Genomic DNA, 21,111 nt, shown 5'->3' on the forward strand with positions numbered 1-21,111 from the left:
GGCGGTCGGCGATTCACCTGTAATCGCCTGTCCCGTGGGCACTGTGCGGTAGGCGCTCGAGCGAGCGCCGGTGTCGACGCGGGGCTCCGGTGCTCCGACGCGGACCCAACCGACCGGTCCGTCCATGGTCGGCAGGCGAGGGAAGGCGAGCGAAGCAGGATGGCAGAGGGCCGATTCCTCGAGACCAGTCAACGACGAAAGAACTGATGAATCAAGATATCGCCGTGGTGCTTTCATGGATCCTCGCCGTCGCTGTGGTGATCGCCGTAGCGGGGGCGTTGTACGCAGTGCAGTATGCCAAGGCTCAGCGGGCAAAAGTCGAGGCTCTGACCAGGGAACAGCGCGCGACGGAGGACACGCTGGAGCGGTTCGCCGCCACCACGCTACCCGCGGTGGCCGAGTCGATCCGCCGGTTCGAGTCGCAGGTGCCGCCGGTCGAAGTCCAGGCGGGCATGGAGAATTCGCGACTGGCGCAATGCCTGCGCTGGATCTCCGAGCGGTACGCCGACGATCTGAGCCTGATGCGCTCGGAGACCAGGGAACAGACCAACGCCGAAGCGCAGCAGGCGATCAAAGCCGCCGAAGAGGCCGCGCGCAACGAGGTCGCCGCCGCGTCGCGCCAGGCGTCCAGCGCCGCGGTCCGCTCGTTCGGTACCTCCGTGGTCAGCCTCGGCGCCGACGTCAGCCAGGTGGTCAGCGCCGCGCTGCGCGAGCACCGCGATGACCAGGTGTACGAAACCCTTACCCGTATCGACCACACCGTGCAGCAGATGATCCGACAGGCGCAGTCCTACGTGATCGTCTGTGGTGGCCTGCCCGGCCGTCGCTGGCCCGCGCAGACGCTGACCGACGTGATCGGCGGCGCCATCGGCCGCGTCCGCGAGTACCTGCGGGTGCGGCCGGCGCAGCTCGATCGCGTGGTGATCAGCCGTGCGGTGGAACCGCTGGTGCACACGCTGGCGACTCTGCTCGACAACGCGTTGCGCTATTCCCCGCCGACCTCCCACGTGGACGTCAGCTTCCAGGAGGGCCACCACGGCGTCACCGTGATCATCGATGACGCGGGTGTGCGGATGAACGCCGAGCAGATGGAGGAGGCCCGCCAGGTGCTCGCGCACGAGCGGCCGGTCGACATCCACCAGCTCGGTCCGTCGCCGAAAGTCGGCTTCCCGGGTATCGCCGCGCTGGCGCGCCGCTACGGCTTCACCGTCTACATCGACGGCCCGAACGTCTACGGCGGTATGCGCGCGATGGTCTACATCCCGGAGTCGCTGCTGGTCACCCCGCAGAACGTCCAGGAGGTCGCGCCCGTGACGGAGGCACAACCCGACCCGGTCACGGTTCCGGCTCCGGACGCGCCGAGCGAGCGGTCCGCTGAGGACGAGCTGTCGCCTTCGGTGCACGAGATCACCAGTGGCGGCCTACCGAAGCGACGCCGTCGAACGGTCGCGCTGGCCCCGGTCGGGCCGCGCACCGAACCCGGTCTCGCTCGCCCCGAGATCGCCGCAGCTTGGCAGACGGGTTCCAAGAGCGGCCGCGCCGCCGCATCCGATGACACGGAAGGGATGACATCCTGATGGCCACACCCGTGACCGACAGCAGCAACAAACTGGGCTGGCTACTCGAAGATCTCAGCGTCTCCGGGGTCAGATTCGCGGTATTGCTGTCCGAGGACGGCCTGCGGATCGCGCACTCCACGGGGATCACCCGCGATGAGGCAGAACGCTTCGCCGCAGCCGCCTCCGGCCTGCGCTCGCTCGGCAAGGCGCTGGGCGAGTTCTGCGGTGACGCCACCAACGGTGTGCGGCAGAACATGACCGAATACGACCAGGGCATGATCCTCATCACCGCCGCGGGGGAGGGCGCTCTGCTGGGCGTCGCGACCACCAACGACATCGATGTGGCCCTCATCGCGCACCGGATGAACGAGCTGGCCGGCCGGGTCGGACGCGAGTTGGGCAGCCAGCCGCGCAGGCGCGTAGACGGCGGCGAAATGTCATGATCGAGCGCGGCGAGCGAGTCACAGGCACCGCGCCGCTGGGCAGTACGGACCGGAGTGACGGCGAGGTACCGTCGTGAGCGAGCGTCAGCGAGTGAACCGAGGACACAGCGCGCACTTGCGCATGACGGAGCCGAGCGCCGGCGAGGTGCAGTCATGAGCAAGCCACGGCGCGATCCGGACCTGGTCCGGGCTTACGTGCGCACCGGAGGACGCACCCGTCCTACTCGCGAGCTGGACCTGGTCACTTTGGTCCTGACCGCCAAAGATCCACTCCCCGGCGCGTCGCCCGACGCGCGCCGGGTCATGGCCCTGTGCAGCCGTCGGGGTGCGCTGTCGATCGCCGAGATCGCCGCGTACCTCGACCTGCCGCCATCCGTCGTCAAGATCGTCGCGGCCGACCTCATGGACGGCGGATATCTGGTCACCCCCACCCCGGCCGAGTCCCTGCCGGAGATCGCTCTGCTGGAGGAGGTACTCAATGGGCTCCGTGCTCTCGCCGTCTGATCGCGCCGTCGACTACGTGCCCGAGACCGTGACGCGCTCGGTGAAACTGTTGGTCGCGGGCAACTTCGGTGTCGGCAAGACCACGTTCGTGAGCAGTGTCTCGGAGATCAAGCCGCTGCGCACGGAGGAGACCATCACCCAAGCCAGTGTCGGCGTCGACGACATGGCCGGGCTGCCCGGCAAGTCGCAGACGACCGTCGCGATGGACTTCGGCCGCATCACCCTCAGTCCCAAACTCGCGCTCTACCTGTTCGGCACGCCGGGCCAGCAGCGTTTCGTCCCCCTGTGGGAGGAGCTGGCCCGAGGTGCCCTCGGTGCGCTGGTGCTGGTCGACACCCGCCGTATCGAGAAGTCCGACGAGGTGCTGTCGGTGCTCGAAGAACGCGGTGTCCCGTATTCGGTGGCGGTCAACCAGTTCGAAGGCGCGCGGCAGTACCCGCTCGAGGAGGTGCGCGATGCCCTCGACCTGGAACCAGGCACACCGCTGACGTCACTGGACGCGCGTGACCGTGGCACCTGCCTGCGTTCGCTGATCACGCTCGTCGAATTCCTGTTCCACCGTTTGGAGTCTCGTCTTTGACCACGCCCGAGTCCGCGTCCACGCGCACCACCCGGTCGGCGGCGGGTGGCCGTCCGGCGAGACCGAAAGCGTAGACCGCTAGGCGACGCGGGCACGGGCGCGGCAGGAACCGCCGTCTCCGCCCGCATTGCCGGTTTGGTACGAGATATGCTGTGCGCGAAGCGAATTCGGTACGACGCCGCGATCCGCCGGGCCCGCATCGACCATCTCGACGCACGTGACCGAGGCACGTGCCGCGCGCTATCGACCATGCTCGTCGAACGTTCTGTCCCCGTTTTGGAGTCACGTTTTTGACCACGCCACAGTTCTCGCCGCACACTTCGGCCGCCGCGAACGGCTGCCCTGTCAAGCACGGTTCGCCGATCGACACCGACGGCCCGCGCGTCGCGCTGTACTCGGAGGAATTCGCCGCGGACCCGCACCGCGCCTACCGCGAGATGCGCAGCAGGTACGGGCCGCTGGTGCCGGTGGAACTGGCGCCGGGCGTACCGGCGACGCTGGTCGTCGGCTATCACACCGCGCTGCGAATCCTGAACGATCCCGACCATTTTCCGGCCGATTCGCGGGTCTGGCAGTCGACGGTGCCCAGTGACTGCCCGGTTCTGCCGATGCTGGAGTGGCGTCCGGCCGCGATCCGCACCACCGGGGCGGAGCACACCCGCTACCGGCAGGCCACCGTCGCGGGCATCGAAGAGATCGACCTGTTCGGTCTGCGCGCCACGGTCGAGCAGATCGCTGTTCCGCTGATCAACACCTTCTGCGGGGATGGTTCGGCCGACCTGGTCGCGCAGTACGCGTTCCCGCTGGCCTTCGCGGTGATCAACGCCATGCTCGGTTGCCCGCCGGACATCGGGCAGCGGGCGGCGATGGGCTTGGCCGCGATGTTCGAAGGCATCGAGGCCGAGCAGGGTAACGCGATGTTCGCCTCGGCGATGGCGGACCTGGTCGCGCTCAAGCGATCCCAGCCCGGCGACGACATCGCCACCGGGCTGCTGCGGCACCCGGCCGGGCTCAACGACGACGAGATGATCCACCAGGTGCTGTGCGTGTACGGCGCCGGTATCGAGCCCACGAAGAACCTGATCATCAACACCCTGCGGCTGATGCTCACCGATCAGCGATTCGCGGGCGGCATTCTCGGTGGCAGCCTCTCCACCCGCGACGCGCTGGACGAGGTGCTGTTCACCGATCCGCCGCTGTCCAACTACTGCGTCACCTTCCCGCGGCAGCCGATTCTGATCGACGGTGTCTGGCTGCCCGCACACCAGCCGGTGGTCGTCAGCATGACCGCATGCAACAACGACCCCCAGATCAACACCGGTGCGTACACCGACAACCGAGCGCACCTCGCCTGGAGTGTCGGTCCGCACGCCTGCCCGGCCAGGTCGGTGGCCTATCTGATCGTCCAGGACGCCATCGACCAGTTGCTCGATGCCCTGCCCGAGATGCGGCTCGCGGTCGCGGCCGAGGAACTGGTCTGGCGGCCGGGTCCGTTCCAACGGGCGCTGGCCGCGCTCCCGGTCGTCTTCCCGGCATCTCCTCCGTTGAACGTATTCCCGGACGGTCCCCGAGGACCGTCGGCGTCATAGTCGCGATCCGCTCGCCAGAGAGGGATCGCCGCATACCGATTCAGAAGGGAGACAACCGCCCAGGGGCGCGTACATCGACGTACGCGCCGATCGACCTGGCAACCCGATACGCCTGTACCGAGTCGGCGTCCGTGACCGGAGCGCGTGCCCGCATGCTCCACCGCGGTCGCCGGCTGTCTGTTCGTTTCTGGAGTTACCTTCGTGACCACGCCTCAATTCCCGCCGCCCGCCCCGCGCGGTTGCCCTGTCCAGCACGGTTCGCCGATCGACACCGATGGGCCCCGCTACCCGCTGTACTCGGAGGAGTACGCCGCGGATCCCCATCGCGCCTACCGCGAAATGCGCCGCACGTACGGTCCGCTCGTTCCGGTCGAGCTGGCGCCGGATGTGCCCGCCACCTTGGTGATCGGCTACCACACGGCGCTGCGCATCCTCAACGACCCCGAGCACTTCCCGGCCGACCCGCGCACCTGGCAGAAGGGCATTCCCGGCGAGTGCCCGATCCTGCCAATGCTGGAGTGGCGGCCGAACGCGTTGCGCAGCGCGGGCCTGGAACACCTGCGCTATCGGCAGGCGAACGTGGCGAGCATCGCGGAGATCGATCTGCACGCCCTGCACAGCACGGTCGAGGGGATCGCCATCCCGCTGATCAACGCCTTCTGCCAGGACGGCGCCGCGGATCTGATCAGCCAGTACGCCTTCCCGCTCACGTTCGCGGTGCTGAATTCCATGCTCGGCTGCCCGCCGGATATCGGGCAGCAGGTCGCGACCGGCATGGCCGCCATCTTCGAAGGCGTCAACGCCGACAAGGGCAACGCCATGCTCACCGACGCGCTGTTCGAGCTGGTGCAGATGAAGCGGAAAGAGCCGGGTGACGACGTCACCTCGCGGCTGCTGCGGCACCCCGCCGGCCTGGACGACGTGGAGATGATCCACCAGCTGGTCACCTTGTACGGCGCGGGCATCGAGCCGATGCAGAACCTGATCGTCAACACCCTGCGGCTGATGCTCACCGACGACCGGTTCGCCGGAGACTTTCTCGGCGGGGCCCTTTCGACGCGCGACGCCCTCGACGAGGTCTTGTTCAACGACCCGCCGATGGCGAACTATTGCGTCAGCTATCCGAAGCAGCCGATCCTCATCGACGGCGTGTGGCTGCCCGCGCACCAACCGGTGGTGATCAGCATGACCGGCTGCAACAACGACCCGGCGATCGGTGTCGGCGACCGCACCGCCAGCCGCGCGCATCTGGCCTGGAGCGTCGGACCGCATGCCTGCCCTGCCCGGTCGGCGGCCTACCTGGTGGTGCAGGACGCCATTGATCAACTCCTCGACGCACTGCCCGAGCTGAGTTTGGCCGTCGCGCCGGACCAATTGACCTGGCGGCCCGGTCCGTTCCACCGCGCCCTGGTGTCCCTACCCGTCGTCTTCCCGAAATCCCCTCCCTTGACAGTGCTTTAAGGAGACCCGATGGACACACAGCCCCTAGTACTCGACCCGGCGGGCACCGATATCCAGGGCGAGTCCGCTCGAATCCGCGCGCGTGGACCGGTCGCCCTGGTGGAACTGCCCGGCGGCGTGCGTGCGTGGTCGGTGACCGACGCCGACCTGCTCAAGCGCCTGCTGGCCGACCCGCGGGTGTCGAAAGACGCCAGGCAGCACTGGCCGGCGTTCATCAACGGGGAGATACCGCAGGACTGGCCGCTGTTCCTGTGGGTGGCGGTGAACAACATGTTCACCGCGTACGGCGCCGATCATCGCAGGCTGCGCAAACTGGTCGCGCCCGCGTTCACCCACCGCCGCACCCAGGCGATGCATCCGCTGATCGAGGAGATCACCGCGAACCTGCTCGCCGAGCTCGCCGCGACCCCCGCGGGCGAAGCGGTGGACCTGCGCGAGGGCTTCGCCTATCCGCTGCCGATCCAGGTGATCAGCGCGCTGATGGGTGTTCCGGAAGACCTGAACGCCGGTCTGCGCAAGTGCGTCGACGGCATCTTCGACACCTCGCTCGGCCCGGAGGAGTCCCAGGCCAATTACCTGGAGATGTACCGGATCCTGGGGGAGCTGGTCGTCTACCGGCGCGAGACGCCCGGTGACGACATGACCAGCCTGCTGATCTCGCACCGCGACGAGGACGACGGTTCGCAGCTGACCGAACAGGAGTTGATCGACACGCTGCTGCTCGTCATCAGCGCGGGGCACGAGACCACGGTGAACCTGCTCGACCAGGCCATCTTCGCGCTGCTGACCCGCGAGGAGCAGCGCGCCCAGGTGACCGGCGGCGCTGCGGCCTGGACCGACCTGATCGAGGAGGCGCTGCGCTTCGAGGCGCCGGTGGCGCATCTGCCGCTGCGTTTCGCCGCCGACGACATCGAGATCGACGGCATCCGGATCGCCAAGGGCGAACCGATTCTGGCGTCGTACGCCGCGGCCAACCGTGATCCGAAGGTGCACGGCGCGACCGCCGACGACTTCGACGTGCGCAGGCCCACCAAGGATCACTTGGCCTTCGGCTACGGGGTGCATCACTGCCTGGGCGCGCCGCTGGCCCGGCTGGAAGCCGAGATCGCCCTGCCCGGCATCTTCCAGCGTTTCCCGAAGATGCGGCTGGCCGCCGACCCGGCCGACCTCGGCACCGTCTCCAGTTTCATCTCCAACGGCCACGCGAAGCTCCCGGTCTACCTGGAGCCCGCGGACTGACCCCGGCTGCCGCCGACGTGCCCGCGGATCAGCCCGGGCACGTCAGCGCACGGCCTCGGCTCTGCCGGACTTACGCGCGCGGGCGAGTCCGCGGCGCGCAAGAAACCCGTTGGCCAGCAACAGAATCGTCTTGTTCGGCGGCGCTGTGAAACCGGCGGCGGTGTGCGGCGCGTATACCGCCGCCGAGTCGGAGACCTCTAGCCAGCCGGTGTACTGCCGTGATTCCAAGCCGATCAGCTGCGAACGATAGGCGTGCGCCAGCAGTCCGGCGCGGCGCCCGCCCTGCGGCAGGCCCGCCGGGACGATGAGATGGACGCCGCCGCCGCTGGATCCGGCTACCCGCACCGGAACAACCGTGGGATAGCCGTCGGCCTGCCGGTAGCCGAGCAGCCGGTGCGGCAGCTTCGCCACCCGCGCCACGGTCTTCGCGACATCCACGCGCGCGCCGGTGCCCTTCGCGGGCGGATGCTGCGGGCCGGGCTCGGCGGACGGCAATGCGGCGCCGAAGATCTCGGGCGCGCCCGCGGCGTCGAGATCCGGCCACACGACGATCCGCTCGACCGTCACCGTCACCAGCACACGGTCGGCGTAGTACGCGCGCAGCCATCGATCCCAGAACACGCCGCGCCGCGGTGGGCCCAGATAGGGCGCCGACTGCTCGCCGACGCGGTCGAGCGTGTCCTGGTCCGGTGTCGGATCGAAGCTCGCCGTGCCCTGCACCAGCACGAATCGCGGGTTGTCCAGGTCGCCGACACCGTGCTCGCGAGCGTGGTACGCCAGCGCCACCTTCGGGTCCCGTTTCATGCGCTCGAGCTTGCGCCCGAACCCCAGCGACGTCGTGAACCCGACCGTGCCCGCCGCCCGGTCACGCAGCCCGATCGGCGCCACCGCGGACACCACCGCGCCGCCCGCGGGCGTCACGTACGCCACCGCGCAGGTCAGGTCGCCGCCGAGCACCTCGTCCACCTCGTCCGGCCAGGTGACTGCCATGGCCGGAGTTTACCGGCGCCGCATCCGTTTGTACCTGTAAGCGCAGGTGCACACGCAATGTGGCAATCGCCACTCCGCGTTTTCAGTGTAGGCGCGGAAGTCGTTGCGGTGGACTATCATCCACGGAACGTAGATCAGAAAGCGCTGACCTACGCAGCCGTCGCATGGGTACCGCACCCCGGCTTGGCGTCACCGTCCCAGACGATTTGCCGCCACAGTTGTAGGGTGGGCGGTGCCCAGCCCGGAAGGTTTGCCCGACAATCGCGCGGGCATCCGGGGAAGACGTCGCATCACGCTGGGAGGACCGATGGCTACCGAAGACCGGACCGCTGTGTTCGACGCGGTGGTCGCGGCGGCGGACTATCCCGTGCTGCTGGTCACCGTCCAGGCCGAGGGGCGGCGCGCGGGATGCCTCGTCGGCTTCGCGACGCAGGTGAGCATCGAGCCGCGCCGGTTCCTGGTCGGCCTGTCCAAACGCAACCACACCTACCGGGTCGCCCAGCGCGCCGAGCGGCTGGCGGTGCACGTGCTCGGCAGCGAGCAGCTGTCGCTTGCCCGGCTGTTCGGCGGTGAGACCGGCGACGACATCGACAAGTTCGTGCACTGCGACTGGACCCCCGGTCCCGGCGGCGTGCCGGTGATCAGCACGGTGCCCAGCTGGTTCACTGCCCACATCCGGGACCGCTACGACTTCGGCGACCACGTGGGCATACTGCTGGAACCGGAGGACGGCGCCGTGCCGCGCCGCGGGGCCGAGACGATGCACTATCACGCGGTGGCCGACCTGCCCGCCGGACACGCGGTCTGAGGCCGTTCGCCCGGCAGGTCAGGACGGTGCGCGCCCTAGTCCGAAGCGGTCGGCGAAGGCCGACAACTCCTCGCGCGCCTGCTGCGGCTCCCCGGTGCTCGCGCTCACCACGATGCGTGTGACGCCCTGCTCGGCCAGCCCTTCGACGCGCTCGACCGGCATGTCGAGCGATCCCCAGCGCGTGTATTCGAACGCGTCGATGCCCCGGTCCGCCGCCGCGGCGCGCGCGATCTCCAACTGGACGGCGCGTTCACCCGGACCGAGCGCGCCGCCGGGGAAGTAGCCGTCGCCACGGGCTCCGGCGCGCCGGGCGGCGGCCCGGCTGGATCCGCCGACATGAATCGGCAGGTGCTCGCTCGCATAGGGTTTCGGGAAGCTGCACAGGTTCTCGAACTGAAAGAACTCACCTTCGAAGCTCACCCCGTTCGCGTCGCCCGACCACAGCAGGCGCAGCACGTCGATGGCCTCGTCGGCCCGGCGGCCGCGAGTGCCGAAGTCGACCCCCACCGCGCTCGCCTCGCCGGGCAGAGTGCCCAGCCCCACCGTCAGCAGGCGCATCCGGCCACGGGAGAGCACGTCGATGGTCGCCAGCCGTTTGGCCAGCACCACCGGATGGTGGTACGGCAGCAGCAGCACCGCCGTGCCGAGCAGGATCCGGTCCGTCGCGGCGGCCACGAAGCTCAGCGCGTCGAGCGGGTCGGCGAACGGCACCGACGGCGTGATCTCCATCGGCCCGACCGTCGCGCCGGGATACAACGCGATGTGCTCGGGCAGGTAGACGGCTTCGAAGCCGCAGTGTTCGGCGTGCTGCGCATAGGCGATCAGCCGGTCGGGGTCCGTGCCGAAGAACGGAGTGCTGTAGCTGACGGCGAACTTCACCGGCACTCCTCGATCCGGTCGAACGCCATCCGGTCGAACTCGCAGGCCGCCGCGAGCTGGCCGCGCAGTTGATGGCGAACGCTCTCCAAGCGGTCGATGTAGGAATCGACCTCGGACAGTTTGCGCCGCAAGGTGGAGACCGAGTCCGGGCAGACATCGCCGGAGGGGTTGCCCGCCCGCAGGCAGGCGACGAACGGGCGGATGTCGTCGAGATCGAAACCCGCTCCGAGCAACGCGCGGATCTTCACCACGATCAGCAGCTCGGACTCGTCGTAGGAGCGATATCCGTTGGCGGCGCGGCGCGGCCGTACCAGGCCGTGCTCCTCGTAATAGCGCAGCGCGCGTGTGCTGGTGCCCGCCCGTTGCGCCAGTTCGCCGATTCGCATCCATCCTCCTTCACCCAGGTCACCGCAACGCTAAACCTTCTCGTCGACGTCAAGGCAAGTTCGCGTATTCCTTGTTCCGGCGACAAAACCCGGACAAATCGTGCGAACCGGTCGTGACGTGTTCACTCGTCGCCGCTAGACTCCGCGCCTTGTGAGAACTGCCGCGGCGCCCGGTGCGCGAAAAGAGCACTACGTCTGGGGTGCGGCCACCGTCATCGGAGTGATCGCCGGGTACGCGGCGGTGCTGCTGGGCGACGCCAGGCACTACTACACCGACGACACCGAGGCCCAGTACGCGCCGATGTGGGTCCGCCTCGGAGAGCTGTTGCGCGACGGTCTTTTTCCGGCCCTCGTGCCACACGAATGGATGGCGGGCAACTACACCCTGGAAGAGGCGGCGCTGTTCAACCCGCCGCAGCTGCTGGTCTACCTGCTCGCACCGTCGATGGACGATCTGGCAGCCTACGCGACGGCGGTGAAGCTGGTCTTCTCGATCATCGCCGCGCTCGGCGTGTTCCGCATCTGCCTCGCCTACGGAGCCCGTCCCCGCTGGGCGGCGGTGGCGGGGATCGCGTTCCCGCTGAGCGGTTGGTTCTTGTTCTTCGATCAGGCCAGCTGGTTCACCCCGCATGTCGCGACCGCGTGGATGGTGCACGCCTGGGCCTCGGCGGTGCGGTATGCCCGCGGTCGGAGTGGACCGCTGCCGCTGTTCGTCTTCCTGTATCTGACGCTCACCGTCCAATACGCCTTTCCAGCTGTGGAATCCGCGCTGATCATCGCCGCGGTCGCGGCCGGTGAGGTGGTGTATCAGCGCCGGTGGGCGCCCACGGTGCGACTGTGCCTGGCGGCGGGGTGCGCCGCGCTCACGGCGGCGATCGCGAATCTGTCCGGGATTCTGTCCTCGCAGGTGACCTGGCGGGGCAGCGTCCAGATCCACAACGATCCCTTCCTGACCGTGCCGTGGTCGGAGTCGCTGAATGCCAGCCTGCCCAGCACCACGCCCGCGTTCACCGCATGGTGGGGACATGTCCAGCCGCTGCCGATGGTCTACATCGCCTGGTTCCTCATCCCGGCGCTCGCGTTCGTCGACTGGCGTGCCGCGCGTGCCGCGGCGCGAGAGTTCAGCGGTCCGGCCTTCTTCGCGACGGCGGTGCTGATGTGGACGGCCGGGCCGGGTGCCATCGGGCCGCTGCGCTGGCCCGCCCGGGTCCTGCCGATGCTGGCCGTCGTCCTGCTCGTGCTGGTGTGCGTATTGCTCAGTCGTTACGGCGCGTTCGCCGCCTCGCGCCGTCGCGTCGCGGCCGCCGCGGTGCTCGTCGGGCTGTTGTTCGTCCGGTCGGTTTCCGCCGCGCCGGAGTTAGTGCTGCGCCATGTGGTCGCGGTGCTGGCGGTCGGCGCGCTCGGCGCCGCCGCGGTATGGCTGGCCCGCAACCGCGGGACCGTCGCCGCGTGCGCCCTGACCATCGCCGCCATGTTCCCCATCGCCTACGAGCAGGTGCGAGGGGCGCCGACGACGCCGATGTCCTACGACTTCCCGGAACGGCGCTCGGCGATGCGTGCGGCCTTCCCCGATTTCGACGGCCTCACCCTGCAACTGGCCGACCGCGCCGCCCTGCGCCCCGAGGACAGGAACCTCGCGGGCGCCTACGGCTCGCTGGCCATCGGCAACTACGCCAAGGCCGTCGGGCTCGACTACGTCAACGCCTACACACCCATCGGCCACGCCGCTTTCGCGGGCATGTTGTGTATGGCTTGGGACGGCAGCACCTGTCCCGACGCCTACCGGCGCGCTTTCGCGACCGAAACACTCACGGGGGCACCTATTGTCGATCTGATGAAGGTCGACAGGGTGGTACTGCATCGCGTGCAGTACCCCGACGCGCGCGACCGTCCCGCGCCCCCGGGCTGGCGATGGGCCGACTACCCCGGACACGAACGGCACATCTGGGTGCTGGAACGCGCCGATGGGCGGGGGTCCACGCGCAACGGCCCGATCGCGCACACCGCGGGCGTCACCGCGGTGTCGAGCAGTTCCCTGGACGACATCACCGCCCGCGCCGTGGTGAGCTCGGCCGATGGCGGGCGCGTCGTGTTCGCGCGGCTGGCCTGGCCCGGCCACCGGGTCACGCTGAACGGCCGGGAGCTGGCCGCCCACATGATCGGCGGCGTGTTCCTTGCCGTCGACATCCCCGCGGGCACCGACAACGCGGAGTTGGTCGTCGACTGGAGCCCGCCCGGTAGCCGGTTCGGCATCGCGACAACCGTTGCCGGACTCATCGGGATCGGCCTGCTCCAGTGTATCCACTACCGGACGCGGCGGCGCGGTCCGGACGAGTTCGCTGGGCTGTCCGAGATCCCGGAGATCTCCTCGGCTCCAGCCGAACTGGCCATCGCGAAAGTCTGAGCCGGATTCGGCGGCCGGTCGAGGTCGGCCCGGGGCCGTCGCCGTGCCTGTTCGCGCAATGGCGGTGCCCGACGAAAATTGTCTGCTCCGGCGCGAGGCGCAGGTGGAACCTCATGCCGCCCATGAACGTCTACCGCGTGTTCGGCCCCGGAGTGGCGCGGTGTCCGACGAGGAACGCCGACATCGCCTCGGCGACCGCGGCGGGCTGGTCGAGCATGGAAAGCACGTAGGCGTTGTCGATTTCCACCAGCCGCGCCCGCGGGATGAGTTCGGCGAGCCGCCGCCCGTGCTCGCGTGGCATCACCTTGCCCGCCGAGGACCACAGGATCAACGCCTCGCCCGAGAAGTTCCGCAGCGCTTCGGTATTGGCGATGAGCTCCCGCTTGCGCAGGCCCGATTTGGTGTAGGCGAGCAGGTCGCGCCGGATGCGGGCGTCCCGCAGTCCGGGTTCGGTCCAGCCGCGCACCAGCTCGTCGGACAGCGGTCGGCGCGCCATCCAGCCGAACAGCAGTGGTGAGCGACGCAGCCACGGCACGCGTAATTGCCGCAGGGCCAAGGAGATTCCGCCGGGCAGAGAGGTCGCGACGGTCGCCATCCTACCCGGCAGGCCGGGCGGGAAGTTGTCGAAGGCCTCGCACGGCAGCAGGATCAGCCTGCCGACGCGTTCGTCGAGCCCGTAAGCGGTGAGGAACAGCGCGCCGCCCCAGTCGCTGTGCACGAGGGTCGCCTCGCGCAGATCCAGTGCGGCGAGGAACTCGGCGACCAGGTGGTTCAGGCCGCGCAGGCTCAGGTCGACGCCCGGCTTCAGCGGTATGGGGTGCGCGCCGAGAGGGAGGTCCGGCAGCACGTACCGGAAGCCGCCGGGGAGTAGGTCGAGTACCTCGTCCCACAGCGTGTGGTTCATCAGCAGGCCGTGCAATAGGACGACGGGCGGTCCTTCGCCGCGTTCGACATAGTGCACCGGTCCTGCGGAAAGGTCGATGGTGGGCATGATGCCTCCGTTCGAGCGATCGCTCTAGAGTACTTGCTCTAGTCTGGTGGGGTGACCGAGAAGATGTCAACCAGCACCTCCGAACGTCTCGTCACCGCGACGGCGGAGCTCATGCGCACGCAGGGCTACGCCGGAACCAGCGTCAAGCAGATCACCGTCGCCGCCCGCGCGCCGATGGGCTCGCTCTACCACCACTTTCCCGGCGGGAAACCACAGGTTGCCGCCGCGGCGCTGCGCACGTCCGGGGCCGCCTACATCCAGTTGCTCCCGCTGCTGTTCGACCCGCACGACGACCTGCGCGACGCCGTCCCCGCCGCTTTCGAAGCCGCCGCCGAACAGATCGAAGAGACCGGCTGGATCAACATGTGCCCGGTCGGGACCGTCGCGGGCGAGATCGCCGACAGCGAACCCGCCCTCCGCGACGTCGCCGCCGAGGTCATCGGCTCCTGGATCGACGAGGGCACCGCCTACTTCGTCCGCCGCGGCCTGCCCGCTCCGGACGCCCGCGACTTCATCCTCGCCGTTCTGGCCGCCCTCGAGGGCGCCTTCGTCCTCAGTCGCACGCTCCGCTCGGCCGAACCCCTACGCGCCGCGGGCCGGTCGCTGCGCGCTCGCATCGACGAGCTGCTGGCGGGGGTGCGCAGCTGACGGGCGGGGTGCGAACCGGGCCGATCGCTGCCACCCTGGTCGCCGTCTCAGGGGACGGTTCCTGCGCAGTGGCCGCAAACGTTATCTCGGCAGGGCTCGGGCCGCTCAGGTTGGCCAGCCGCGGTTTGCCGGGTGGGCCGCGAGTTCGAAGGCTCGCCGATCGGTCCAGCGCCGTGGCGCGGCCTCACGGACGTGGGCGCAGCCCCTCGATCATGTGCGTGGTGGTCTCGTCCAAGAGTTCTTCGGCGGTCTCGGCGGCGATCACGCCTGAGTTGACGAAGGTGGCCAGGCCTTGCAGGACGGCGACCGCGGACAGCGCGATGCGGCGCGGATCGCCCGCGATCACCTCACCCCGCGTCTGCGCTTCGGCGATGAGCGCGACCGGTGTGGCGAAGACCGCGTCCACCGCCCGGGACATCGCGTCGCCCGCGGCTGGGCTGTGCCTGCGGGCGAACATCAGCGCGACGAGCGCCGGGTTCTCCGTCGCGAACCGGAGATAGATCTTGGCCAGCGCGCGGACGTGCCCGTCGAGCGAGCCCGTGGTGGTCTGCTGCAAGGCGGCGGCGAGGCGTTCGAATCCGAACACCGCGAGGGCATCCAGCAACGCCTGCTTGTCCTTGAAATGCCTGGTCGGGGCGGCATGGCTGACACCGATGTCGCGGGCGAGCCCGCGCAGCGACAGGCCGTCGACTCCGGACTCGCGCAGCGTCACCTCGGCCCGCTGCAGCAGCTCGGCGCGCAGGTCGCCGTGATGGTAGGGGCGGGCTGGGCTGATCGGCATGGTGTATGCAGGATAACAAAATGTAGTCGTTGCCTACTTTGTTGGCACTGACTACATTGACTCGCATGACGGTTCGGACCTTCACCGCCCCGATCGCGGTGCTGATGGTTTTCGCGGCGCTGCTCGCCACCATGTACCTCGGCTACTCCGGCAATACCGAGAAGAACCTGCACGACTTCCCGGTGGCCCTGGTCAACCAGGACGTGGGCGACACGATCGACGGCAAGCCCGCCAATATCGGCGCTCAGGTCACCGACGCGCTTGTCGCGGGCATCTCGCCGGACAAGATCGACCTGCGCGTGGTCGGCATCTCCGAGGCGCGCAAACAGTTGGGGGAGGGCGAGGTCTACGGCGCGATCGTCATCCCGTCCGATTTCACCAAACGGCTGGCCATCCTCGGCGCGGGCGCCGTGGTGCCCGGCGAGATCGAGCGCCCGGTGATCACGGTCCACACCAACCCCCGCGTCGGCCCCTACACCACCGGGATCATGCAGCGTATCGCCGACCGCGCGCTGAACCGCGTGGACGAGACGGTCGGCAAGAACCTGACCGATCAGGTGAACGCCGCCCTCGCCGCGGGTCCCGGCACGCCGACCGAGCCCAGTGGCGCCGCCCGGCTGATGCTCACCGACCCGGTGCAGATCGTCACCGCGCCCTACCATCCCATGGACGAATCCGCCGGGCAGGGCCTCGTCGCGTTCTTCTACACCTTGATCCTGCTGCTCGCGGGCTTCACCGGCGCCATGATCATCCACACTCTGGTCGATTCGGTCCTCGGCTTCACTCCCACCGAATACGGCCCGTGGTTCGTGCATCCCCCGGCCACCGGGATTTCCCGCTTCCGCACCCTGCTGGTGAAATGGGCGGTCATCGCCACCGCGGCGCCGATTCTGTCCGGGATATTCCTCGCCGTGGCAACGACATTGGACGTTCCGCTGGGCAGTCCGCTGCTGTTGTGGCTGTACGGAACCCTGGCCATCATCGCCGTCGGCGTGACCGCGCTGGCCGTCCTCGCCGCCTTCGGCACCGCGGGACTGATGGTCAACCTGGTGCTGTTCGTCGTTCTCGGCCTGCCGTCCTCGGCGGCCACGGTCCCCCTGGAAGCGACGCCCACCTACATCGCGAAACTGGCCGCGTTCGAACCCATGCACCAGATCTACTTGGCGGTGCGCGCCATCCTGTTCTTCGACGCGCATATCGAAGCCGGTTTGGGCCAGGGGCTGTGGATGACGGTGCTCGGCCTCGGCGTGGGCCTGCTCCTCGGCGCGGGCGTCACCTACGCCTACGACCGCCGCGGGCTGCACCGTGCCACTTCCCCGATTGATACCTCGGTGGTCATGGGCGCGCCCGCGATCGCTCGGTAATTGTGCTGTCCGCCCGAGCCGGGTGCGGGGGGCTCGGGTTCGGCAAGGCTGGCGTCGCTCGGTGGTTGCGACCGGATCGACGCCGGTACTTCGGCGGATTCCGGCTCCCCGCATCGATATCGATCGCTAACGGCGTGCCCGACGCCCACGATGGAATCGGTGAATCAGTGTGGTGGACAGGGGATCCGCGGACGAGCGCGCCGCCTCGACTGTGCCGACAGCGTCGGGCATCGACTATCACCTTGCCCCGTACAGCGCCATCCAAGGAGCCGCCATGAACCCGCAGCCACAGCAGCCCGCGCAGCCTCAGCAGCATGGGCACACGTTGCCGGGCATGGACTTTCATGCCGGGGCGATACCGCAGCACGGCGACCCATTGCCGGGGGCGGATTTCGGGGCCGAGCATCACGACGTGAACAAGCAGCTCATGGAGTTCAAACACCATGACCCGCTGCCGCCTGGGCCGCATACGCTGCACCATTTCGGCAAAGGTGACCAGTCGAACCATCCTTCGGCGGTGCCACATGCGGCGGGGCAGGAGTTTTCGGTACCACATGCGACGGCCGGTCCAATCGCTTCCACGGGGGCGGTGGGGAACAGCGGCCATGCGATAGGTGCCGGTCATGCGGGAGGCCCGGGGATTCCGGGCGGTGCTGGGCATGCGGTGAGCGCGGGGCAGGCCGGGGTCGCTGGTCACGCGGGAAGTGCCGGGCACGTCGGGGGCGCAGAACACGTGGGGCCGTCGGCCGGACATGCGGGTTCGACGACATCGGGGCACACAGCGGTCTATCAGGTCGGGAGTGTCCCCGAGGCGACCGCCGAGGCATTCCGAGCCCACTCTTCGCACCACCAGTCCACGACCAACCATCACTCGGGAAGTCACCCGCGCCCGCCCGCCGCGACTCCCGGTTCCGGCCAGCCGGATCATCAGTGGGACGGCCAGATACGTAACCCCGTCCACACCGGCGGGCAGCCGATCAACACGGAAGACAAGCCGGTCAAGACCTTCGAAAACCACTTCGAACACCAGAAGGAGTCGGCGCCACCGCTGGCGAGTGGCCCAGCCCATGGCCAGGCTGTCGGTTCGCCCGCGTCAGGCCAACCGGCGCACCTCGGCTTCGACTTCGGCGATCCGCTCGGAGACCACGGCTTCCACTCGGGTACCGGCGCACCGGGCCAGGGTTTCGAGCACACGGGTTCGCCGTCGGGTGACAGCGGATTCGGGGGTCCGGCCGAGTTCGGCCCGATGCCCGGTATGTGAGGCCGTCAGGTCCACGGCCCGCGAATCGGCAGCCGCTCCGGCGGAATCCGCGACTGCAGGAAGCCGCGCACCTCTTCGACTTCGCGGGGCGACCCGATGCCGCGGAGCTCGACGCGCCGTGTGGTGGACGCGGTGTCGTTGTACGACACGCTCAGTGACGCAGTATGTGTCAGGTAGTTCAGCGGCTTGCGGACATATGTCGGTGGTTCGGTGATCTGGTAGTACCAGACGAACTGCTTGACGCGGCGCAGCACGCCGGTGCTCACATCCATGCCATGGTCGTAGAGCTGAGCGGTGTACATCCGGGTCCGGATGAAGATGGTGAGCGGGGAGAGGAGGATGTTGGCAACGAGTCCGAGCGCGAGCAGGAACATCGGGTAGACCAGCAGCAACCCGCCCTCGACATCGATCAGCCTGAGCAGCGGTATCGCGAGGATCATCAGCACGAGAATCCCCGCCGACCTCAGCGGCAGGATGTGCCGCCCGCGCAGCCGCAGACTCTTGCGATCGTTGCCCTTGTCGGCGACGAAGGACTGCTCGATCATCCGCCGCACCGGCGGCACCGCCGTCGCCCGCTCGCACTGGTGGAGCCGGGCCTCAGCGTCGGCGAAGTCGTTCACCGCCAGTACCTTCCGGTATCTGGCGGCCGCACCGGCGAGGTCGCCCTCGTCCTGCTGGATCCTGCCGAGCTGGTACTCGGCCGCATAGTGTCCGGGATGCGCGTCCACTACCCGCAGCAGACTCTCCCGCGCCTCGCGGCGTCGTCCGAGATCGAGCTGGCACACCGCCAGCGCGTAGCGGGCGCCGATATCCCCGGGCCGATCGGCCAGCAGCTGGGCGAGCACCGCGCTCGCCTCGGCCGCCCGCCCGTCTCGCCGCAGCATCTTGGCATGTTCATAGCGCGGATCCGGCACGATGCTTCCCCTGTCCTGCGGCTGACCCCGTACTAGGTGTTCGTCACCCGAGTTCGACCCGTTACCGATGTTTCAGCGACGAATGCGAAGATGAAAAACGCGCCCCAGCAACCGGTTACATGGCCGAAAAAGTCGGGTGGCATCATGGCCGCAGAGGGCGAGTGGACCGCACCTGGTCAAAGCTCAGTGGGTGCGGGCAGTCCGGCCGCGTTGCGCATGGCGGCTCTTCCGCGGTCGGCGGCGGAACGATCGCCGAGCAACTGGATCTCCTGGTTCACCGCCATGGAGATGCCGATGAGGACGGTGGCGACTTCTTCGGCAGGTCGACGCAGGGCGGATGTTTCAGCTTGCGCCGCAGTGACTTCGGCGGTGAGGAAGATGCGCCAGTCGGTGACCACGGTCCGCAGCCGGTCGCGCAGGGGCCCCGGCCGTCCATCCAGTTCGGTCGATGCCGCGGTGACGAAACACCCTCCAGGAAAAGGGCATTCGGTCAGGTACTCGATCCAGATGTCGATCAGCCGTGCCAGGCGACCAGCGCCCGGTGGCAACTCGGCGAGTGGTTCGATGACGGCTGCGCGAAAGATTCGTCCAGCCTGTTCCAGCGCGGCGCGCTGCAGGTTCTCGCGGGATCCGAAGGGGCCGACGACACCGGCCTTGCTCATACCGAGCCGGTCGGCGAGTGCGCCGATCGTGAGGCCGTCCACACCGATCCGCGACGCGTCCTCGACGGCGACCCGGACGATCCGTTCCTTGGTGCGGGCCGCTTCGGCGTGTGAACTGCGTGGAGACACGAAGCCCATCATAACGTCCGGTCGTTCGCTAACCTGATAGCGAACGACCGGACGTTAATTTATGGAGGAACCTTGAGCGATCTACTGCGGCTCGACGCGACGGCCTTGGCGCTGATCGGCCACGATGTGGCCACCGTCTCCGATGTCGACCTCGGTGCGCCGACGCCGTGTACCGGTTGGACGGTCGCGGACCTGATCGAGCACATGAACGAACGACATGAGGCCGTCATCGCGACGGTGTTCGCGCCGCTCGAAGGCCATGTCGACGATCCACGCGATGGCTTCGCCCGCACCGCCGCCCGGTGGGTGGTGGCGATGGAACGGACCGGCGATGTCGTGCATCTGCCCGAAGCCGGCGCGATGGCGACCGATCTGGTGCTCTCGGTCCACTTCGTCGACATGCTGACGCACCGCTGGGACCTGGCGCGTGCGCTCGGCCGGCCCTGCACGGTGCCGGACCGTCTCACCGCGGCAGCGCTGCCGATCGCGCGGTCGATCACGGCCCCGGGTAGCCGGCTCAATGGTCCGGGCGGGGTTTACCATCCGTCGCTTGCGGAGGACCGAGCGCTGTCCGCGATGGACAACATCGCGGCCCTCCTGGGCCGGGACCCGCGCTGGCATGGTGCGGACGTTCCGAAGTAGTACTACCTGCCACGCTCGTCGAGGTGTCTCCGCAATGCGTCGAGCTGGCTGTCCCAATCGCGGGTGAGCGCGGCCAGAAACTGTTGCGCCACTTGCATCGGGCCGGAGTTCAGCCGGTAGCGGATCCGGCGTCGTTCTCCGGGTTCGGCGGTCACCAGGCCCGCGTCCGCCAACAGGGCGAGGTGCTTGGCGATCGCCTGCCGCGTGATCGGCAGGCGATCGGCCAGATCCGTTGCGGTAGCGGGGCCGCCGGCTGCCAACGCGGCCAGGATGCCGCGGCGGCTGGGGTCGGCCAGGGCGACGAAGACCTGCTCGGCGACCGCCTCGATGTCAGGCTGCGTCAAGGTATTCGACCAGTTCACCCAGCTCGCTCGCCCAGCCCTCGGTGTTGCCGTCGAAGGCCTTGCGGTGGTCGTCGGCCGACAGTTGAGCGAAGCCCGTTTCCGTCACTGTGAGCCGGGTCCCCGCGCCGACCGGTTCCAGCGTGAATTCGACGTACGTGCGGCGTGGGTCGTCTTCTGGCAATCCGTAGATGTGCCAGGTGAACCCGAACACGTTCGGCTCCTCGACCCGCTCGATCCGCATATCGGCGCTGTGGCCGTTCTTCCAGGTCATCTGCGCGGCGCCACCGGGACGCAGGTCGATCGTCGCCGAATGACCGAACCACGTGCCGAGGCCCTCTGTCGTGGTCAGCGCCGCCCACACCTTGGCGGGCGCGTGGGCGAGCTCGACTGTCCGCACGATCTGATCAGGGAATCCCATAACAACCTCCAGTGTATAGCAACCAATCGGTTGCCACTGACAGTATTGCAACCAGTTGGTTGCGTCAAGAGGTGTCTGTGTGCGCGTAGAGCCGATGTCGTCCGCGGCCGGTTGG

The 21,111-nt window shown here is 68.5% G+C and carries 22 protein-coding genes; 13 read left to right on the forward strand and 9 right to left on the reverse strand.

Features of this window, described 5'->3' with window-relative positions; all coding sequences use genetic code 11:
* The first annotated feature begins 206 nt into the window (after positions 1–206).
* The 7 genes from ON34_RS32610 to ON34_RS32640 all read left to right on the forward strand — a co-directional run bounded on the left by ON34_RS32610 (position 207) and on the right by ON34_RS32640 (position 7,375).
* The gene (locus tag ON34_RS32610; protein ID WP_040787125.1) at positions 207–1,577 is read left to right on the forward strand and encodes an ATP-binding protein; all 1,371 of its coding nucleotides are present in this window, start codon (positions 207–209) and stop codon (positions 1,575–1,577) included.
* On the forward strand, positions 1,577–2,002 hold the full coding sequence (locus ON34_RS32615) for a roadblock/LC7 domain-containing protein (RefSeq protein ID WP_040787126.1): 426 nt from the start codon (positions 1,577–1,579) through the stop codon (positions 2,000–2,002). Before ON34_RS32610 ends, ON34_RS32615 begins: the two co-directional genes overlap by 1 nt.
* Before the next feature lie 153 nt (positions 2,003–2,155).
* Positions 2,156–2,506 carry a DUF742 domain-containing protein gene (locus tag ON34_RS32620; RefSeq protein WP_040787128.1) on the forward strand — a complete coding sequence of 117 codons (351 nt, stop codon included), beginning with the start codon at positions 2,156–2,158 and terminating at the stop codon, positions 2,504–2,506.
* The gene (locus ON34_RS32625) at positions 2,481–3,086 is read left to right on the forward strand and encodes a GTP-binding protein (protein WP_040787131.1); all 606 of its coding nucleotides are present in this window, start codon (positions 2,481–2,483) and stop codon (positions 3,084–3,086) included. Before ON34_RS32620 ends, ON34_RS32625 begins: the two co-directional genes overlap by 26 nt.
* 290 nt (positions 3,087–3,376) lie before the next feature.
* The gene (locus ON34_RS32630) at positions 3,377–4,675 is read left to right on the forward strand and encodes a cytochrome P450 (RefSeq protein WP_051023463.1); all 1,299 of its coding nucleotides are present in this window, start codon (positions 3,377–3,379) and stop codon (positions 4,673–4,675) included.
* A gap of 201 nt (positions 4,676–4,876) precedes the next feature.
* Positions 4,877–6,136, forward strand: a complete 1,260-nt coding sequence (locus tag ON34_RS32635; protein ID WP_040787133.1) for a cytochrome P450 — start codon at positions 4,877–4,879, stop codon at positions 6,134–6,136.
* Between the two features lie 9 nt (positions 6,137–6,145).
* Positions 6,146–7,375 carry a cytochrome P450 family protein gene (locus ON34_RS32640; RefSeq protein ID WP_040787135.1) on the forward strand — a complete coding sequence of 410 codons (1,230 nt, stop codon included), beginning with the start codon at positions 6,146–6,148 and terminating at the stop codon, positions 7,373–7,375.
* Between the two features lie 42 nt (positions 7,376–7,417).
* Here the strand turns inward: ON34_RS32640 and ON34_RS32645 are convergent, their stop codons facing one another.
* A complete protein-coding gene (locus ON34_RS32645) occupies positions 7,418–8,365 on the reverse strand; it encodes a pyridoxamine 5'-phosphate oxidase family protein (protein ID WP_040787137.1) in 948 nt (315 codons plus the stop codon).
* Between the two features lie 307 nt (positions 8,366–8,672).
* Between ON34_RS32645 and ON34_RS32650 the strand changes: the two genes are divergently transcribed.
* Positions 8,673–9,173: a flavin reductase family protein gene (locus ON34_RS32650; RefSeq protein ID WP_040787140.1), complete on the forward strand. Its 501-nt coding sequence runs from the start codon at positions 8,673–8,675 to the stop codon at positions 9,171–9,173.
* A gap of 18 nt (positions 9,174–9,191) precedes the next feature.
* On the opposite strand, the gene ON34_RS32655 is transcribed toward ON34_RS32650, so the two are convergent.
* On the reverse strand, positions 9,192–10,052 hold the full coding sequence (locus ON34_RS32655; RefSeq protein WP_040787453.1) for a TIGR03619 family F420-dependent LLM class oxidoreductase: 861 nt from the start codon (positions 10,050–10,052) through the stop codon (positions 9,192–9,194).
* The gene (locus tag ON34_RS32660; RefSeq protein ID WP_051023464.1) at positions 10,049–10,438 is read right to left on the reverse strand and encodes a MerR family transcriptional regulator; all 390 of its coding nucleotides are present in this window, start codon (positions 10,436–10,438) and stop codon (positions 10,049–10,051) included. Before ON34_RS32660 ends, ON34_RS32655 begins: the two co-directional genes overlap by 4 nt.
* Before the next feature lie 151 nt (positions 10,439–10,589).
* Between ON34_RS32660 and ON34_RS32665 the strand changes: the two genes are divergently transcribed.
* Positions 10,590–12,842, forward strand: coding sequence for a hypothetical protein (locus ON34_RS32665; protein ID WP_245548306.1), 2,253 nt, complete (start codon positions 10,590–10,592; stop codon positions 12,840–12,842).
* Positions 12,843–12,972: 130 nt separating this feature from the next.
* Here the strand turns inward: ON34_RS32665 and ON34_RS32670 are convergent, their stop codons facing one another.
* Positions 12,973–13,833 (reverse strand): alpha/beta fold hydrolase, encoded by an 861-nt coding sequence (locus ON34_RS32670; protein WP_040787147.1) that lies wholly within the window; start codon positions 13,831–13,833, stop codon positions 12,973–12,975.
* A 63-nt stretch (positions 13,834–13,896) separates the two neighbouring features.
* Here ON34_RS32670 and ON34_RS32675 point away from each other — a divergent pair, with 63 nt between their 5' ends.
* The gene (locus ON34_RS32675; protein ID WP_040787456.1) at positions 13,897–14,481 is read left to right on the forward strand and encodes a TetR/AcrR family transcriptional regulator; all 585 of its coding nucleotides are present in this window, start codon (positions 13,897–13,899) and stop codon (positions 14,479–14,481) included.
* Positions 14,482–14,665: 184 nt separating this feature from the next.
* Here the strand turns inward: ON34_RS32675 and ON34_RS32680 are convergent, their stop codons facing one another.
* Entirely contained in the window at positions 14,666–15,262 is a 597-nt protein-coding gene (locus ON34_RS32680) for a TetR/AcrR family transcriptional regulator (RefSeq protein ID WP_040787150.1), read from the reverse strand.
* Between the two features lie 65 nt (positions 15,263–15,327).
* Between ON34_RS32680 and ON34_RS32685 the strand changes: the two genes are divergently transcribed.
* Positions 15,328–16,626 carry a YhgE/Pip domain-containing protein gene (locus ON34_RS32685; RefSeq protein ID WP_040787153.1) on the forward strand — a complete coding sequence of 433 codons (1,299 nt, stop codon included), beginning with the start codon at positions 15,328–15,330 and terminating at the stop codon, positions 16,624–16,626.
* A gap of 274 nt (positions 16,627–16,900) precedes the next feature.
* Positions 16,901–17,887: a TrbL/VirB6 family protein gene (locus ON34_RS36670; protein WP_157172566.1), complete on the forward strand. Its 987-nt coding sequence runs from the start codon at positions 16,901–16,903 to the stop codon at positions 17,885–17,887.
* A gap of 5 nt (positions 17,888–17,892) precedes the next feature.
* On the opposite strand, the gene ON34_RS32695 is transcribed toward ON34_RS36670, so the two are convergent.
* The gene (locus ON34_RS32695) at positions 17,893–18,801 is read right to left on the reverse strand and encodes a tetratricopeptide repeat protein (protein ID WP_040787157.1); all 909 of its coding nucleotides are present in this window, start codon (positions 18,799–18,801) and stop codon (positions 17,893–17,895) included.
* Between the two features lie 176 nt (positions 18,802–18,977).
* Entirely contained in the window at positions 18,978–19,592 is a 615-nt protein-coding gene (locus tag ON34_RS32700) for a TetR/AcrR family transcriptional regulator (protein WP_040787458.1), read from the reverse strand.
* 105 nt (positions 19,593–19,697) lie between these two features.
* On the opposite strand from ON34_RS32700, the gene ON34_RS32705 reads away from it, so the two are divergent.
* Entirely contained in the window at positions 19,698–20,234 is a 537-nt protein-coding gene (locus tag ON34_RS32705) for a maleylpyruvate isomerase family mycothiol-dependent enzyme (protein WP_245548307.1), read from the forward strand.
* 2 nt (positions 20,235–20,236) lie between these two features.
* Here the strand turns inward: ON34_RS32705 and ON34_RS32710 are convergent, their stop codons facing one another.
* Both ON34_RS32710 and ON34_RS32715 read right to left on the reverse strand, forming a co-directional pair.
* Positions 20,237–20,578 carry an ArsR/SmtB family transcription factor gene (locus ON34_RS32710; protein WP_040787160.1) on the reverse strand — a complete coding sequence of 114 codons (342 nt, stop codon included), beginning with the start codon at positions 20,576–20,578 and terminating at the stop codon, positions 20,237–20,239.
* Complete coding sequence (locus tag ON34_RS32715; RefSeq protein WP_040787162.1) at positions 20,565–20,996, reverse strand: SRPBCC domain-containing protein; 432 nt, start codon at positions 20,994–20,996, stop codon at positions 20,565–20,567. Before ON34_RS32715 ends, ON34_RS32710 begins: the two co-directional genes overlap by 14 nt.
* Positions 20,997–21,111: the final 115 nt, after the last annotated feature.

The organism is Nocardia pneumoniae NBRC 100136 (assembly GCF_000308755.1).
Lineage (GTDB): Bacteria > Actinomycetota > Actinomycetes > Mycobacteriales > Mycobacteriaceae > Nocardia > Nocardia pneumoniae.

Excerpts from the sequence above, each read along its gene's own strand:
- ON34_RS32610 (WP_040787125.1), top strand. The coding sequence starts at position 207 with ATGAATCAAGATATCGCCGTGGTGCTTTCATGGATCCTCGCCGTCGCT.
- ON34_RS32615 (WP_040787126.1), top strand. The coding sequence starts at position 1,577 with ATGGCCACACCCGTGACCGACAGCAGCAACAAACTGGGCTGGCTACTC.
- ON34_RS32620 (WP_040787128.1), top strand. The coding sequence starts at position 2,156 with ATGAGCAAGCCACGGCGCGATCCGGACCTGGTCCGGGCTTACGTGCGC.
- ON34_RS32625 (WP_040787131.1), top strand. The coding sequence starts at position 2,481 with ATGGGCTCCGTGCTCTCGCCGTCTGATCGCGCCGTCGACTACGTGCCC.
- ON34_RS32640 (WP_040787135.1), top strand. The coding sequence starts at position 6,146 with ATGGACACACAGCCCCTAGTACTCGACCCGGCGGGCACCGATATCCAG.
- ON34_RS32645 (WP_040787137.1), bottom strand. The coding sequence starts at position 8,365 with ATGGCAGTCACCTGGCCGGACGAGGTGGACGAGGTGCTCGGCGGCGAC.
- ON34_RS32650 (WP_040787140.1), top strand. The coding sequence starts at position 8,673 with ATGGCTACCGAAGACCGGACCGCTGTGTTCGACGCGGTGGTCGCGGCG.
- ON34_RS32660 (WP_051023464.1), bottom strand. The coding sequence starts at position 10,438 with ATGCGAATCGGCGAACTGGCGCAACGGGCGGGCACCAGCACACGCGCG.
- ON34_RS32670 (WP_040787147.1), bottom strand. The coding sequence starts at position 13,833 with ATGCCCACCATCGACCTTTCCGCAGGACCGGTGCACTATGTCGAACGC.
- ON34_RS32675 (WP_040787456.1), top strand. The coding sequence starts at position 13,897 with ATGTCAACCAGCACCTCCGAACGTCTCGTCACCGCGACGGCGGAGCTC.
- ON34_RS32680 (WP_040787150.1), bottom strand. The coding sequence starts at position 15,262 with ATGCCGATCAGCCCAGCCCGCCCCTACCATCACGGCGACCTGCGCGCC.
- ON34_RS32685 (WP_040787153.1), top strand. The coding sequence starts at position 15,328 with ATGACGGTTCGGACCTTCACCGCCCCGATCGCGGTGCTGATGGTTTTC.
- ON34_RS36670 (WP_157172566.1), top strand. The coding sequence starts at position 16,901 with ATGAACCCGCAGCCACAGCAGCCCGCGCAGCCTCAGCAGCATGGGCAC.
- ON34_RS32715 (WP_040787162.1), bottom strand. The coding sequence starts at position 20,996 with ATGGGATTCCCTGATCAGATCGTGCGGACAGTCGAGCTCGCCCACGCG.